This window comes from Arenimonas sp. MALMAid1274, from assembly GCF_049195245.1.
Taxonomy (GTDB): Bacteria; Pseudomonadota; Gammaproteobacteria; order Xanthomonadales; family Xanthomonadaceae; genus Arenimonas.
The window spans coordinates 1,256,997-1,272,022 of sequence record NZ_JBMIRR010000027.1; the positions used below are offsets into that span (position 1 = coordinate 1,256,997).

At 70.3% G+C, this 15,026-nt stretch carries 11 protein-coding genes; 6 read left to right on the forward strand and 5 right to left on the reverse strand.

What is annotated here, in order from left to right; translation table 11 throughout:
• Positions 1-16 precede the first annotated feature (16 nt).
• Positions 17-1,822: an ABCB family ABC transporter ATP-binding protein/permease gene (locus ACOQFR_RS14430; protein ID WP_421383087.1), complete on the forward strand. Its 1,806-nt coding sequence runs from the start codon at positions 17-19 to the stop codon at positions 1,820-1,822.
• A 173-nt stretch (positions 1,823-1,995) separates the two neighbouring features.
• Positions 1,996-4,134 (forward strand): diguanylate cyclase, encoded by a 2,139-nt coding sequence (locus tag ACOQFR_RS14435; RefSeq protein ID WP_421383089.1) that lies wholly within the window; start codon positions 1,996-1,998, stop codon positions 4,132-4,134.
• Between the two features lie 14 nt (positions 4,135-4,148).
• Here the strand turns inward: ACOQFR_RS14435 and ACOQFR_RS14440 are convergent, their stop codons facing one another.
• The 3 genes from ACOQFR_RS14440 to ACOQFR_RS14450 all read right to left on the reverse strand — a co-directional run bounded on the left by ACOQFR_RS14440 (position 4,149) and on the right by ACOQFR_RS14450 (position 5,268).
• A complete protein-coding gene (locus ACOQFR_RS14440; RefSeq protein WP_421383091.1) occupies positions 4,149-4,682 on the reverse strand; it encodes an SRPBCC family protein in 534 nt (177 codons plus the stop codon).
• 2 nt (positions 4,683-4,684) lie between these two features.
• A complete protein-coding gene (locus tag ACOQFR_RS14445) occupies positions 4,685-5,047 on the reverse strand; it encodes an ArsR/SmtB family transcription factor (RefSeq protein ID WP_421383093.1) in 363 nt (120 codons plus the stop codon).
• 77 nt (positions 5,048-5,124) lie between these two features.
• A complete protein-coding gene (locus tag ACOQFR_RS14450) occupies positions 5,125-5,268 on the reverse strand; it encodes a hypothetical protein (protein ID WP_421383095.1) in 144 nt (47 codons plus the stop codon).
• Positions 5,269-5,382: 114 nt separating this feature from the next.
• Between ACOQFR_RS14450 and parC the strand changes: the two genes are divergently transcribed.
• From parC to ACOQFR_RS14470, 4 genes are all read left to right on the forward strand, one after another.
• Positions 5,383-7,632, forward strand: a complete 2,250-nt coding sequence (parC, locus tag ACOQFR_RS14455) for a DNA topoisomerase IV subunit A (RefSeq protein WP_421383097.1) — start codon at positions 5,383-5,385, stop codon at positions 7,630-7,632.
• A 51-nt stretch (positions 7,633-7,683) separates the two neighbouring features.
• On the forward strand, positions 7,684-8,697 hold the full coding sequence (locus tag ACOQFR_RS14460; protein ID WP_421383099.1) for an aldo/keto reductase: 1,014 nt from the start codon (positions 7,684-7,686) through the stop codon (positions 8,695-8,697).
• A 127-nt stretch (positions 8,698-8,824) separates the two neighbouring features.
• On the forward strand, positions 8,825-9,361 hold the full coding sequence (locus ACOQFR_RS14465; RefSeq protein ID WP_421383101.1) for an ECF-type sigma factor: 537 nt from the start codon (positions 8,825-8,827) through the stop codon (positions 9,359-9,361).
• 24 nt (positions 9,362-9,385) lie between these two features.
• Positions 9,386-12,277, forward strand: a complete 2,892-nt coding sequence (locus ACOQFR_RS14470; RefSeq protein WP_421383103.1) for a protein kinase domain-containing protein — start codon at positions 9,386-9,388, stop codon at positions 12,275-12,277.
• Between the two features lie 43 nt (positions 12,278-12,320).
• Here ACOQFR_RS14470 and ACOQFR_RS14475 read toward each other — a convergent pair whose 3' ends face one another.
• Together ACOQFR_RS14475 and ACOQFR_RS14480 are read right to left on the reverse strand one after the other, a co-directional pair.
• Positions 12,321-13,220 carry a DUF6683 family protein gene (locus ACOQFR_RS14475; RefSeq protein ID WP_421383105.1) on the reverse strand — a complete coding sequence of 300 codons (900 nt, stop codon included), beginning with the start codon at positions 13,218-13,220 and terminating at the stop codon, positions 12,321-12,323.
• Between the two features lie 101 nt (positions 13,221-13,321).
• Entirely contained in the window at positions 13,322-14,998 is a 1,677-nt protein-coding gene (locus tag ACOQFR_RS14480; protein WP_421383107.1) for a hypothetical protein, read from the reverse strand.
• Positions 14,999-15,026: the final 28 nt, after the last annotated feature.

The window sequence follows — 15,026 nt, forward strand, 5'->3', positions numbered from 1 at the left end:
CCCCAACCTGCCTGCCATGACCGACGCCCGCGCCCCGAACCCCGAAGCCCCGCCGGTCGCCGAACGCAGCCTGGGCGCCGTGCTGCGCGAACTGCTGCCCTTCCTGCGGCCTTACCTGGGCCGCATCCTGCTGGCGCTGGCGTTCCTGGTGGCGGCCAAGCTGGCCAACCTGGGCGTTCCACTGGTGCTCAAGCGCCTGGTGGACGGGCTGGACGTCGAGCCTTCGCTGCTGGTGCTGCCGGTGGCGCTGCTGCTGGCCTACGGCGCCGCGCGGCTGTCGGTGACGCTGTTCACCGAGATGCGCACCATCGTGTTCGCGCGGGTGATGGCGCGCAGTTCGCGCACCGTGATGCTGCGCGTGTTCCGCCACCTGCACGCGCTGAGCCTGCGCTTCCACCTCAACCGCCGCACCGGCGGCGTGGCGCGCGACGTCGAGCGCGGCGGCACCGCCATCTCCGACCTGCTGGACTGGACCATCTACACCATCCTGCCCACGATCCTGGAGATCACGCTGGTCACGGCGGTGCTGGTGTGGAACTACGACTGGGGCTTCGCGGCAATCACGCTGGGCACCATCGCGGTGTACGTGGCCTGGACCTTCCGCGTCACCGAGTGGCGCACGCGCTACTACCGCGCCGCGGTGGAGGCCGACACGCGCGCCAGTGCGCGCGGGGTGGACTCGCTACTCAACTACGAGACCGTGAAGTACTTCAACAACGAGGACCACGAGGCCCGGCGCTACGACGAGCACCTGCAGGACATGGAGAACGCCACGGTCAAGAGCCTGAAGTCGCTGGCCGTGCTCAACCTGGGCCAGAGCGCGATCATCGCCCTGGGCATCACCGCGCTGATGTGGCGTGCGGCCGCGGGCGTGGCCGCCGGCGAGATGACCATCGGCGACCTGGTGCTGGTCAATGCCTACCTGCTGCAGCTGTCGGCGCCGCTGAATTTCCTGGGCATGGTGTACCGCGAGGTCAAGCAGGCCATCACCAACATCGAGCGCCTGTTCGGCCTGCTGGACGAGGACCAGGAAGTGCGCGACCGGCCCGGCGCCCAAGTGCTGCAGGCGCGGCAGCCGCGCGTGGCCTTCGAGGACGTGCGCTTCGGCTACGACGCGCGCCGCGAGATCCTGCATGGCGTCAGCTTCGTGATTCCGCCCGGCGGCACGCTGGCCGTGGTGGGGCATTCGGGCAGCGGCAAGTCCACGCTTTCGCGGCTGCTGTACCGGTTCTACGAGATCGGCGGTGGCCGCATCAGCATCGACGGCCAGGACCTGCGCGACCTGACGCAGGACTCGGTGCGCGCCGCGATCGGCATCGTTCCGCAGGACACGGTGCTGTTCAACGACACCATCCGCTACAACATCCGCTACGGCCGGCCCGGCGCCAGCGATGCCGAAGTGGAGGAGGCCGCGCGCTCGGCCCACATCCACGACTTCATCCTGGGCCTGCCCGACGGTTATGACAGCGAAGTGGGCGAGCGCGGCCTGAAGCTGTCGGGTGGCGAGAAGCAGCGCGTGGCGATCGCGCGGGCCCTGCTCAAGAACCCGGCCATCCTGATCTTCGACGAGGCCACGTCGGCCCTGGACTCGGCCAGCGAGCAGGCCATCCAGGACGAGCTCGACCGCATCGCGATCGGCCGCACCACCCTGGTGATCGCCCACCGGCTGTCCACGGTGATGGACGCCGACGAGATCCTGGTACTGGACCAGGGCCGCGTGCTCGAACGCGGCAGCCATGCCCAGCTGCTGGCGCGCGACGGCCACTACGCGCGCATGTGGCGGCTGCAGCAGCAGGAGTCGCCGGCGGTCGCTACGGACTGACCGGGCCACCTGGGCCCGGTTTGTGGTTCCCGGCGCGCAAGGTTAAGGTCGGCCCAGGACCTTCCCGCAGCGACGGCATGCCCCGAGCCCGACCGACGTCATCCTGCTTGCCCGCCCGCGCCGCGGGATGGGCGCTGGCCCTGTCGGTTTTCGCAGGCCTCGCGCAGGCGCAGGTGGACTCCCCCGCCCCGGCCGAAACGCAGGTGCCGGCCGCGGCGCAATCCCCCGCCACGGCGTCGACGCCGGTGCCTGGTGCGAAGGTCGTGCCCGACGAGGCCACCCGCACCGCCGTTGCAGAATGGATCGACACGCTGCGGCCCTGGGCCAGCACCCTGGGTGCGTTCGGCGGCACCGGCGCCGAGCTGCGCTGGCGGCACCGTCACGCGCGGCTGGCGCAGGCCGCGCAGTCGCCTCACGTTCTCGACTACTGGCGGAAGCAGGCGGCGCTGGGCCGGGCCACGGGTTTCCATCCCTACCGCAAGCGCGCGCAGTCCGAGATCAGCAACCTGGGCTACCGCCGGGGCGACTACGCGCTGACCCAGGCGATCGAAGAAGAGGCGCTGGCCGATGCCCGCCGCTACGGTGACCTGCGCGACGAGGCGGGTTCGCTGCAGGACCTGGGCCTGGTGGCCACTGCCACCGGGCAGCCCGACCTGGCCGAGCAGCGCTTCAACGAGGCGCTGGCGATCTGGAACCGCCTGGACGACCCGCTGGGCAAGGCGCGGGCGCTGCGTGGCCTGGGTCGCGTGCAGGAAGTGCGCGGCCGCTACCCGCAGGCGATGGCCACGATGGTGTCGGGCCTGGAGCTGATGCTGCAGCACGGCAGCCAGATCGAGCAGTCGGAAAGCTATTACTCGCTGGCCCGCCTGTTCCTCAACCTGGAGGACTACGACGCGGCCCATCGCGCCATCAACGAGGCGATCCGCCTGATGGGGCCGACGCCGCCGGATTTCCCGCTGGGCCTGAACCTGGTCGCGCGCTCCACCATCCGCCGGCATCAGGAACGCTACGACCAGGCCGCCGAGGATGGCGTGCTGGCGCAGGACGCTTTCGCGCGTGCGCGCAGCCCGCTGGGGGGCGCCATCGCGCAGCTGGCGCTGGGCCAGGCCCGGGTCGCGCAGGGCCAGCCCGAGGCCGGACTGGCGATGCTGGCGGAAGGCGTGGACACCGCGCGCGGCCTGGGCGAAACCACCCTGGTCAGCGACCTGCTGCTGGCGCAAGGCGGCGCCCTGATTTCGCAAGGCCAGTACGACCAGGCCCTGCCTCTGCTGACCGAAGCCTATGCGATCGGCGAGCAACTGGGCCTGGACCGCCTGCGCCAGGACGTGAGCCTGGCCATGGAGTCCCTGCATTCCGGTCGCGGCGACAGCGCCCAGGCCCTGCTGTGGAGCCGGCGCGCCTTCGATTTCCGCGGGCGCCTGTCGGGCCTGCAGCAGCTGGGCGACCAGGCACAGTCGCGGCTGGACGACGCGGCCGAGGCCCGCAAGCGCTTCATGGCCATCGACCCGGCGCAGGTGCGCGCCGAACGCGAACCCGCGCAGGCGCCGACCGCGCCGCCGCCGTCCCGGGCCTGGATGTGGCTGCTGCTGCTGCCTTCGCTGCTGCTGCTCTGGGGCCTGCTGCGGGTGGTACGGCACGCGCGTGGCCTTCGGGCGGAAAAGGACCGCATGCACGACCGCCAGCGCGAGCTGGAAAGCGCGCACCTGGCGCTGCAGTCACAGTCCGAATACCTGCGCCGCCAGGTCAGCGTGGACCCGCTGACCGGCGCGATGACGCGGTCGGCCTTCGCGGCCGAACTCGAGGCGCTGCTGGCGCACGCGGCGGCGCACCACCAGCGGGTGGCGCTGATGGTGCTGGACCTGGACAACTTCAAGCAGATCAACGACCGCCACGGCCACCTCGCCGGCGACGCGGCACTGCAGCTGGTGGTCGGCATCGCCCGCGGAAAGCTGCGCAGCGAAGACCTGCTGGGCCGCTTCGGCGGCGATGAATTCCTGATCGCCTGCCGCGGCCTGGACCTGGCCGCCGCCGAAGCGCTGGCCGAGACCATCCGCTTCGACGTGGTCTGGCGCGGCGCCGACCAGGACCCGCCGATGGCGGAGCTGGGCATCAGCGTCGGCGTGGCCCTGGCCGACGTGAGCCAGGGCTATGCCACCGAATCGCTGTTCCGCCGCGCCGACACCGCGCTGTACGAAGCCAAGCGCGCCGGCCGCAACCGCGTGCACACCGCACAGGGCGACGTGCAGCCGCCGCCGGCGACCGAAGCACGGCTGCGGAAGCTGGGTGCCGCGCTGGACGACACGCCCGCCTGAGCGCGCGCGCGGGCTCAGACGCCCAGCCGCGTCTCGTAGTCGTCGCGCAGACGCTGCCACGTCGGCCAGAACGGCGCCGGCGAGTTGCCTTCGATGCGGTCGGCCAGGATGTCGAGGTGGGAATGCCAGCCTGCCGCCACCTTGAGCAGCACGTCGCGGCTCGGCGGCCGGCGGTGGTTCACCGTCAGCCGAACGTGGCGGCCCTCTTGCCGGAGGTCGAAGGACACCTCGCCTGCCTCTCCCCAGGTGAACGCCAGGCGATGCGGCGGCGACACCTCCAGGATCCGGCTGTGCATGCGGTGCTCGGCTTCGAAGCCGGCAGGCCGCGGGCCCGGGGGCGTGGTGAGCTCGTCGTTGCGCCACACCAGCTCGAACGGCGCCCCCACTTCCAGGCGCATCTGGCCGCTGGCCAGCCACTGTCGGCGCAGCTCGCCGCGGGTCAGGTAATCCCACACCCGGTCGATGGGGCCGGGCAGCACGCGTTCGAGGGTCAGGGTCGCGGGGTCGCTCAGCGCGGCGTGGCCGCGCTCCGGGGCAAGGGTGCTCATGCTCATTTCCTCTTGGGTCGGGAAGCGGACTTGCCGGCGTCGTCCTCGCGCAGCAGGCGGTCCAGCAGGTCGAGGCGATCGGTCCAGAAGGCCTCGTAGTGGCGCAGCCAGGCGTGGGCGCTGGCCAGCGGTCCCGGCTCGAGCCGGCAGACATGGGTGCGGCCGCGGATGTCGCGGCGGACCAGGCCCGCGTTCTCCAGGGCCTTGATGTGCTTGGACGCGGCCGCCAGCGAAATGTCGAAGGGGCCGGCCAGTTCGCCCACCGTGCATTCGCCGCGCGAGAGTTCGCGCAGCATCTGCCGCCGGGTGGCGTCGCCCAGGGCGCGGTAGACGAGATCGAGCTGGGAAGCGTTATATTCAACCATGTGGTTGAATGTAGGCGTCCCGCGCCAGATTGTCAACCCCTTGGTTGAATGAATCGTCCGCCCCGGGGGCGGACCCGCTATCCCGCCCCGAGCATCGGCGAGAACACGAAATACAGCCCCAGCAGCACCACGCCCACCAGCAGCAGGCGCACGACGAGGGCGGTGACTTTCCAGGCGATGAGCCCGGCGATGATGATCATGAGGATGCCGGCGATGGTCATGGTGCGCTCCGAGTGCAGGTGGGCCCATCCTGCGCCCTGCGCCTGAATCCACCGTGATTGCCCGGGTCGCGGCGATACAATGGCGGCTTACGCACTGCACGAGCCCCGCCCCGAATGACCGAGCCAGCCCGCCCCACCTTCCACGGCTTCGAACAGATCCCGCTGCGCGAGTACGCCGAGCGCGCCTACCTGGACTATTCGATGTACGTGGTGCTGGACCGCGCCCTGCCCTTCCTGGGCGACGGCCTCAAGCCGGTGCAGCGCCGCATCATCTACGCGATGAGCGAGCTCGGCCTGGGCGCGGGTGCCAAACCCAAGAAGTCGGCGCGCACCGTGGGCGATGTGATCGGCAAGTTCCACCCGCACGGCGACAGCGCCTGCTACGAGGCGCTGGTGCTGATGGCCCAGCCGTTCTCGTACCGCTATCCGCTGATCGAGGGCCAGGGCAACTTCGGCTCCACCGACGATCCCAAGTCGTTCGCGGCGATGCGCTACACCGAGTCCAAGCTCACGCCGATCGCCGAAGTGCTGCTGGGCGAACTGGGCCAGGGCACGGTGGACTGGGTGCCCAATTTCGACGGCACGCTGCAGGAGCCCAGCTGGCTGCCGGCGCGCCTGCCGCACCTGCTGCTCAATGGCACCACGGGCATCGCCGTGGGCATGGCCACCGACATCCCGCCGCACAACCTCAACGAGGTCGTCAGCGCCGCCATCCGCCTGCTCGACGACCCCGACGCGACCGTGCGCGACCTGTGCGAACACGTGCGCGGCCCGGACTACCCCACTGCCGCCGAGATCATCACCCCGGCCGCCGACCTGATCGCGATGTACGAGACCGGCGGCGGCAGCGTGCGCTCGCGCGCCACCTGGACCCGCGAGAACCTCAACATCGTCATCACCCACCTGCCCTACCAGGTCTCGCCGTCGAAGATCATGGAGCAGGTGGCGCTGCAGATGCGCGCCAAGAAGCTGCCCTGGCTGGAAGACCTGCGCGACGAGTCCGACCACGAGAACCCGGTGCGGCTGGTGCTGGTGCCACGCAGCAACCGCGTGGACTTCGATGGCCTGATGGGCCACCTGTTCGCCACCACCGACCTGGAGAAGAGCTTCCGGGTCAACTTCAACATCATCGGCCTCGACGGCCGGCCGCAGGTGAAGAACCTCAAGACCTTCCTCGGCGAGTGGCTCGAGTTCCGCACCCGCACCGTCGCCAAGCGCCTGGTGCATCGCCTGGAACGGGTCGAGCGCCGCCTGCACATGCTGCAGGGCCTGCTGGTGGCCTTCCTCAACCTGGATGAAGTGATCCGCATCATCCGCACCGAGGACGACCCCAAGGCGGTGCTGATGGCGCGCTTCGGCCTGGACGAGGAACAGACCGAGTACATCCTGGAAACCAAGCTCAAGCAGCTGGCCCGCCTGGAGGAGATGAAGATCCGCGGCGAGCAGGACGAGCTGGCCAAGGAGCGCGACAAGATCAAGTCCATCCTCGACTCGAAGGCCAAGCTGAAGAAGCAGGTGAAGGACGAGCTGCTGGCCGACGCGAAGAAGTTCGGCGACGCCCGCCGCTCGCCGCTGGTGCAGCGCGAGGCCGCGCAGGCCATCAGCGAGACCGACCTGGTGCCCAGCGAGCCGGTGACCGTGGTGCTGTCGAAGAAGGGCTGGATCCGCTCGGCCAAGGGCCATGACGTCGATGCCGCCTCGCTGAGCTACCGCGACGGCGACGGCCTGCTGCAGGCGGTGCGCGGGCGCAGCACGCAGCAGGTGGCCTTCGTGGACTCCACCGGCCGCAGCTATTCCACGCTGGCCCATACCCTGCCGTCGGCGCGCGGCAACGGCGAGCCGCTAAGCGGGCGCTTCTCGCCACCGGCGGGCGCGTCCTTCGTGGGCCTGGCCACGGCCGACAACGACGCGCGCTTCGTGCTGGCCTCCAGCTGGGGCTACGGCTTCGTCACGCGCTTCGAGAACTTCACCGGCCGCAACAAGGCCGGCAAGGCGCTGATCAATGCCGACGACGCCGCCGACATCCTGTCGCCGGTGGCAGTCACCGACGCCAAGTCGGACTGGATCGTCAGCATCACCAGCGCCGGCCACCTGCTGGCCTTCCCGATCACGGAACTGCCCGAGCTGGACAAGGGCAAGGGCAACAAGCTGATCCAGATCCCGCCGGCCAGGCTCAAGAGCGGCGAGGAAAAGGTGATCGCGCTGGCCAGTGTGCGCAACGGCGGCGAGCTGACGGTGTATTCGGGCAAGCAGAAGCTGGTGCTGAGCTGGCGCGACCTGCAGGCCTACGAAGGTTCGCGCGCCAGCCGCGGCAATCTGCTGCCGCGCGGCTTCACCAAGGTCGATCGCGTCGAGAGCACCTGAGTCCGGCCTTGCCCACTTCCTAGCCCCCGCATTCGATCCAAGGAGTCCGCCATGTCCCTGAAGTCCATCCTGCCGGGCAAGCTCGGTTTCGGCACCGCCCCGCTGGGCAACATGTTCCGCGCCATTCCCGAGGCCGAGGCGCAGGCCACGGTGGACGCCGCCTGGAACGACGGCATCCGCTACTTCGACAACGCGCCGTTCTACGGCGCCGGCCTGGCGGAGCTGCGCATGGGCCAGGCCCTGGCCGACAAGCCGCGCGACGAATACGTCATCAGCACCAAGGTCGGGCGGCTGGTGCTGGACGAAGTGGAGGACATGAGCGCCCGTGACCTCGGCGAAAAAGGCGACGTGTTCAAGCACGGCCGCCCGAACAAGGTCGTCAACGACTACTCGTACGACGCCACCCTGCGCTCGATCGAGGACAGCCTGGTGCGCCTGAAGACCGACCGCATCGAGATAGCCTGGGTGCACGACGTGGCCCAGGACTTCTACGGCGACGAGTGGCTGGCGATGTTCGAGAGCGCGCGCAAGGGCGCGTTCCGCGCGCTGGACCGGCTGCGCGACGAGGGCGTGATCAAGGCCTGGGGCCTGGGCGTGAACCGCGTCGAGGCGATCGAACTGCTGCTGGACCTGGAAGAACCGCGCCCCGACGGTTTCCTGTTGGCCGGCCGCTACACCCTGCTCGACCACAGCCGCGCGCTGCAGCGCCTGATGCCCAAGGTGGTCGAACGTGAGCTGGGCATCGTGGTCGGCGGGCCCTACAGCTCCGGCGCGCTGGTCGGTGGTCCCAACTTCGAATACGCGCCGGCCACGCCCGCGATCCTGGACAAGGTGGCACGCATCAAGGCCCTGGCCGATCGCCACGGCATCAGCATGAAGGCCGCCGGCCTGCAGTTCGCGCTGGCGCATCCGGCGGTGGCGGCGGTGATTCCCGGCGCCAGCCAGCCCAGCCGCATCGCGGAGGACAGCGCGGCCCTGCGCGAGCAGGTGCCATCGGATTTCTGGCGCGAGCTGCGGGCGGCCGGCCTGGTCGATCCGGCGGCGCCATTGCCTATCCCGGGCTGAATTCGGCGTCGCAGGGGCCGGCGGGTCCCTGCCTCATTCCTTCGCAGGCTATGCCAGACTTGCGCCTGGAGCGCGGCCGGCACCGCGCCAGGGGACAGGCATGGCGGAGGCACCGGGGCAGGCTCCCGTGACCGAACTGCTGGCGCGCAGCCGCGCCGGCGACGCGGCGGCCCGCGATGCCGCCTACGCCGCCGTCTACGCACAACTCAAGCAGGCCGCGCACAAGCAGCTGCGCGGCCAGCGCCACGCGCTGCAGACCACCGCCCTGGTGCACGAAGCCTGGCTCAAGCTGGCCGGCAATGCCGACCTCGCCCCGTCCGACCGCAACCATCTGGTGGCCCTGTCCACCCACGCCATGCGCCATGTGCTGGTTGATCATGCGCGCCAGGTGCACGCCGCCAAGCGCGGTGGCGGCCAGCCGCCGCTCACGCTCACCGCCAGCGGCGTGGCCGAACCGCAGGCCGAAGTGGAAGTGCTGGCCCTGCACGGACTGCTGGAGGAACTGCAGGGCTTCGACCCGCGCGCCGCGCAGATCGTCGAGCTGCGCTATTTCGGTGGCTACGAAGAACCTGAAATCGCCGCCCTGCTCGATGTCAGCCTGACCACCGTGCAGCGCGACTGGCGCCGCACGCGCGCCTGGCTGGCGGCCAGGCTCGGCGACTGAGCCCACGACCCGCGAGCCACACGCATGGGCACCGACCGCAGCACGCAGGCGATGCGAATCTTCGAACAGGTTGCCGACCTGCCGCCGCCGCAGCGCCGCGCGACACTGGACCACCTCTGTGCCGGCGATCCCGCCCTGCGCGCCCTGGTGGAAGCCATGCTGGCCGCCGATGAGCGCGCGGACGAACCCTTCTCCGGTAACGCCGCGCGATGGAGCGCGGCCTTGGGCAGCGACGCCGCCGATGAAGCGCCCGCCGCGCCGGCCGGCAGGACCCTCGGCCCCTGGCGCATCACCGGCGAACTCGGCCGCGGCGGCATGGGCGCGGTGCATGCCGTGCAGCGCGACGACGGTGCCTACACCCAGCGCGCGGCCCTGAAGCTGATCCGCAGCGCCGCCGATTCGCCGGCCGCGCGCGAACGTTTCCTGCGCGAGCGCCAGCTGCTGGCCCAGCTGCAGCACCCGCACATCGCCACCCTGCTCGACGGCGGCTTCACGACCGACGGCGACCCCTACTTCGTCATGGAATACGTCGACGGCCAGCCCATCGACGCCTGGTGCGACGCGCGCCGCCTGGGCCTGCGCGAACGCATCGCCCTGTTCGGCCAGGTGCTGGACGCGGTGAGCCACGCGCACCGCAACCTGGTCGTGCACCGCGACCTGAAACCCTCCAACCTGCTGGTGGACGCCCAGGGCCAGGTGAAGCTGCTCGACTTCGGCATCGCCAAGCCGCTGGAGGGCGCCGACGCGACCGCCACCAACGATCGTGCACTGACCTTCGAATACGCCAGCCCGGAGCAGCTGCATGCCGGGCCGATCACCACCGCGACCGACCTGTGGCAGCTGGGCATCGTGCTGCACCGGCTGCTGTCGGGCGCGCATCCGTTCGGCCTGGGCCGCGACACGCCGCTGCCCAGGCAACTGCAGCTGCTTGAACGCGAACCGGAACCGCTGACGCGGGCCGCAGCGCAGGCGGACGCGGAAACCGCTGGCTTGCGCGACGGCCTGAGCCCCGCGGCGCTGGCGAAGCAATTGCGCGGTGCACTGTCGAACGTGGTGCAGGGCTGCCTGCGCCGGGACCCGACCCAGCGTTACGCCAGCGCCGACGCCCTGGCCGACGACCTGCAGCGCTGGCTTCAGGATCGGCCGCTGCGCATCACCCCGCCCTCGCGCGCGACCGCCGCCCGCCTGTGGCTGCGCCGCAACCGCGGTCCGGCCGCCGCCGCCGCCGCCGTGGGGCTGGCGATCCTGGCGGGCAGCGGCGTCGCGCTGTGGCAGGCCCGGGAAGCGCGGGCACAGGCGACGATCGCGGAACAGCAGCGCAATGAAGCCCAGCGGCAATTCGCGGCCGCGCGCGCGTCGCTGCAATTCCTCACCGACACCCTGGCCGCCGCAGCCCCGGAAAACGCGCTGGATACCGAAGTCAGCGTGCGCCAGCTGCTGGACCATGCGCGCGCCACGCTCGATCGGCGCGGCGCGGTCGATCCGCAGGTGAAACAGCCGGTGCAGCGCCTGCTTGGCGAGCTCTACCACTCGCTGGGCGACCTGAAGACGGCGGCCGCGCTGTTCGCGGCCGGCTTCGAGGGCGTGGCGCCGCGCAGCCGAGAGGAAGCCGAAAGTCTGGCCAGGGAAATGGCCACGCACTCGGGCGTGCTGCACGGCCTGGAGCGTGGCGAAGAAAGCCTGGCCGCCGCCGAACGCGCCGCGGCCTGGTACCGGCTTGATGCCGAGGGCGATGCCGTCGCGCAGGTGAAGGCCCTGGTCGTGCTGGGGTCGGGGCACGCCGCCGTGGCCGACTACCCCGTGGCGGAAAAGCAATGGCAGGCCGCGATCGCGCTGGCCAAACCGATGCCCTCGCCACCGCGCGACGATGTCATCGAGGCCTACCAGCTGCTGGGTGGACTGCTGAACCTGACCGGCGAGTACGCGCGCGCCCTGAAGGTCCTGGACGAAGGCCTGGCCTTTGCCGACGCGCACGGCGTTCCGCCCGATTCGCTGCGGCGCGTCAGCCTGCTGCGCAACAAGGGCGAAGCCCTGGGCCACAACGGCGACTTCGCGGCGGCAGAAAGCACGATCCGCGCGGCCATCGCGCTGCAGGAAAAGGCCGTCGGCTCGCGCGGCACCACCACCAGCCTGCTGTACGGTGCACTGGGCACCGCGCTGAACAATCTCGGCCGCTACAAGCAAGCGCTGGCAGCGCTCGAGCACGCCGATGCCCTGGCCGTCGAGTCCCGCGGCGCGCCGCTGGACGCGGCCATCAACCTGAGCAACCTCGCTTCGGTCTACGAGAGCGCGGGCGACTATGCGAAGGCGGTCGAATTGTTCGAACGCAGCCTGGTGCGCCTGGAGGAAGCGCGTGACTCGGGCGAAGCCCAGGCGATGCGCTGGGGACTGGAACGCAACTACGCGCGCGGACTGGGCCAGGCTGGCCGGTTCACGGAAGCCGCCGCCATCTTCGACCGCCTGCGCGCCAAGGCACTGGCCGACGAAGGCGCGGACTCGTTCGCCTACGCCTTCATCCTCTGGCAGCAGGTGGTGCTGGCCAAGCGCATGGGCGATGCCGGGCGCGGATCGCCGCTGTTGGCAGAAGCGCGCGCGCGGCTGGGAAAACTGGCGCCGGCAGCCCACCCGGTCTTCGCCCACGCGCTGCGCGCCGAGGCCGAGTTCGCGCGGGTGCGGGGCGACCTGGCGGCCGCGGAAACCGCGCAGCGTGATGCGCTGGCGAGGCTGTCGGCGACCGGTGGCACCGACACCGCGATCGCGCAGGCGGAGCTGGCCGCCATCCTCGCCGGCGGCGGCAAACGCGACGAGGCGCAGGCCCTGCTGCGGCAGGCCCTGCCGGTGCTGCGCGAGGCGGTGCTGCCGCAGGAACTGCACCGCGCCGCCGCCGAGAAGCTGGCCTCGCAACTCGGGGTGTGACGGTCGGGCCGTCAGCATGGTGGGCTCCGATGGCTGGCGCGGTTCAGCGCCGGTCGCAGCGGGTGACGCTGTCGAAGACCAGGGTGCTGCCCTCGAGCTTGGCGACCATGTTCCCCATGTCGTTGCCGGAGAACCGCAGCTCGTGGCCCACCACCGACAGCGTGCCGCCGCCCGCGCTGGTGCGGTAGCGATTCCCGGCGATGTCGAAGCTTATGCTGGGGATCGAATCGACCATCATCATGGACGAGCCTCCGGCACCGGGCATGTAACGCACCGACGACACTACGCATTGCCAGTGACCGTCCAACTGCCCTGCGCCGCTGGCCACGGGCGCACCGGACACGGTGGCCGGTGCGACGGCCGCCGCGGTCGCCGCCGGGTCGGCCGCCGGCGCCGCTGGCAGCAGGCGGCCCACCTGCTCCGGCTCCATCTTCAGGATCTCTCGACTGTACTGGGCGGCCAGGGCGCGCGCCTGTTCGATCTGCGCCTGGTTGCCGGTCTGCTCACCGTCGATGTACAGCAGCAGTGGCAGGCTGATGCTGGCAATCAGCGTGTTGTACAGCGTGGACTTCTCCCGGTCGGAAACGCCGGCCAGGTCCGGCGCCAGGGTCTGGCCCATTTGCGCGAACAGCCGGTCCTCCGCGGCGCCATCGGGCACCTTGCCCGTCCAGACATAGCTCACGCCGCTGATGAAGAAGGTGTAGGCCCCGGCGACGTTGTTCTTCCAGCCCTTGGATGCGTAGCGCTGCTCGAAGATTTCGGTCTTCGCCGTGGTGATGGCCTGCAGCATCTGCTCGCGTTCGGACGCGTTGTTGCCCAGCTTGTCGGCGAACTCCTTCAGCGAGGCATCGCCGGGCGGTGCCGTGAACCGCAGCGCGGTCGCCGCCTGGGTAACGCCGGTGCACAGCATGAGCAGGATCGAAAGAGCGGCGGTGTGTTTCATGGCTTTGTCCATTGAGGGAGGGGGCTGGCTGAATCCGGCAGGATCAGCGCTGCAGGACGGCAGGCGACTTCACGTTGGGCCGGGGCACAGGGACCACGGGCTCACTCCTTGCAGTCGTCGACCTGGGTCCAGATGAAGGCTCCGAACGTGCGCGGCCCGGTGCAGGCGGTCATGCCCGCCCCCTGGCCGCAGATCTTTCCCATGGTGTAGATCGCGGTCATCTCCTCCTCCGGGCCGTGCAGCACATAGCTGCCCTTGGCATCGGCGAAACCCTTGCCACCGTCGAAGTGGAAGGTGAACTCGCCGCCGCGGTCGCTGGTGGGGTTGTGCGTCCAGGTCACCTTGCCGCCGCACACCTTGTTTGTGAACGGCTTGCTGACGTCGCAGACCGTGATCGGTTCCGAACAGGCGCCGTCGCCGGAGGCGACGATGCGGTAGCCATGCTTCTTCGTGTCGAAGTCCAGCGTGGCCCGACCGACGCCGCGCCGGCTGCGCGCTTCAAACGCGATGCTGGCGCTCTGGTCCTTCTTCTGCGGATTCTGGTAGTCGAACTGCGCGTCGGCCCGGACCTTGTCCCGCGGGTTCAGCGAATGCGCGCCGGTCAGCGTGGCGCGCACGGTGCCGCCGGCCGGCGCGCCGTCCTGCTTCGCCCGGGGTTCGGCGAACAGGGTGTAGGCGGTGTTCGGCCTCGCACCCTTGCGCTTGGCCGGGTCGCTGCGCACCGTCAGCTCGACGCAGCGGCCCGACTCCCACGGCGCCTGCTTCCCCATCGCGCCGCTCAACATCGCGTCGGCCATGAACCGCATCGTGCTCAGCGTGCCGTCGCGCAGCTTCTGAGTGTGCTCGGTGTCGCCGGGATTGAAGATGGTGAAGCCCCGCTGGCTTTCGACACCGCCGCTCACGGCGCCGGTGCGGTCGATGGCGGAGGTTTCGGTGAACGACAGCGGATTGCCCGAGGCGCCGGTGCCGCTCATCTCGATGTGGAATTCGTCCGCGGCGCCATCGGTTCCCTCGATCAGTTGGGCGTCGTCGTCCAGCCAGCGCTCGCGCCGGTACTTGATCTTCACCGCTCCGCTGTGCGCACCGGCACTCATCTGCGATTCGGTTTCGATGGTTATCACCAGCTTGCCCTGGGGATCGGGGCAGGCGTCGATATGCACTTTCGTCTTGACCTTGCCGGTGACGCCGTTTTCGTTGACGGTGTGTTCCAGCGTGGTGTCGAGCCCGCTCTGGGTAATGTCCACGCCCATGGCGCCCTGCGGGTCGTCGAACTTTATCGGGCCGTTCTCGATGGCCTGCGCGATCTGCGACTCGCTCAGCCCGCCGTTGAGCATGCCGCCGGCGAGGTAACCACCGACCAGGCCGTAACCGGCCCCCAGCAGGCCGGCGTCCATGCCGGTGCCGTCGAAGGTCGGGACCATGCGCGGCAGTTCGTTCTGCGCGGCCAGCGAGGAACGCTCGAAGGCCAGGCTGACCGCCTGCATCGCGGCAATGGCGTTCTGTTCGCCGCCCAGCGCTTCCTCCATGCCGGTGGCCTTCATCAGCTTGTAGTGCGCCCAGAATTCCAGCCTTGAGGCGGCGCGCGCGTACGGCAGCGGGCCGTCGACCCTGAGCCGCTCCAGGTCGGCGCGCGCAGCCGCCGGCGGTGTCGCCGCCGGATCGGCCGTGGCCGCGGCGGCGCGACCGGCGGACGCCTGCTGCCCGCCCTCGGGCGCCGGTGAACAGGCGCCGACCAGCAAGGCGATGGCGGAAGCGATGAACAGAGGGCGTGCGTGCATGGCGTTTCTCGTGTGTGGGTCCGGCGCC

What these genes read in the sequence shown, in the direction of transcription:
- ACOQFR_RS14430 (WP_421383087.1), top strand. Translation starts at nt 17, where the DNA reads ATGACCGACGCCCGCGCCCCGAACCCCGAAGCCCCGCCGGTCGCCGAA.
- ACOQFR_RS14440 (WP_421383091.1), bottom strand. Translation starts at nt 4,682, where the DNA reads ATGAGCACCCTTGCCCCGGAGCGCGGCCACGCCGCGCTGAGCGACCCC.
- ACOQFR_RS14445 (WP_421383093.1), bottom strand. Translation starts at nt 5,047, where the DNA reads ATGGTTGAATATAACGCTTCCCAGCTCGATCTCGTCTACCGCGCCCTG.
- ACOQFR_RS14450 (WP_421383095.1), bottom strand. Translation starts at nt 5,268, where the DNA reads ATGACCATCGCCGGCATCCTCATGATCATCATCGCCGGGCTCATCGCC.
- parC (WP_421383097.1), top strand. Translation starts at nt 5,383, where the DNA reads ATGACCGAGCCAGCCCGCCCCACCTTCCACGGCTTCGAACAGATCCCG.
- ACOQFR_RS14460 (WP_421383099.1), top strand. Translation starts at nt 7,684, where the DNA reads ATGTCCCTGAAGTCCATCCTGCCGGGCAAGCTCGGTTTCGGCACCGCC.
- ACOQFR_RS14470 (WP_421383103.1), top strand. Translation starts at nt 9,386, where the DNA reads ATGGGCACCGACCGCAGCACGCAGGCGATGCGAATCTTCGAACAGGTT.
- ACOQFR_RS14475 (WP_421383105.1), bottom strand. Translation starts at nt 13,220, where the DNA reads ATGAAACACACCGCCGCTCTTTCGATCCTGCTCATGCTGTGCACCGGC.
- ACOQFR_RS14480 (WP_421383107.1), bottom strand. Translation starts at nt 14,998, where the DNA reads ATGCACGCACGCCCTCTGTTCATCGCTTCCGCCATCGCCTTGCTGGTC.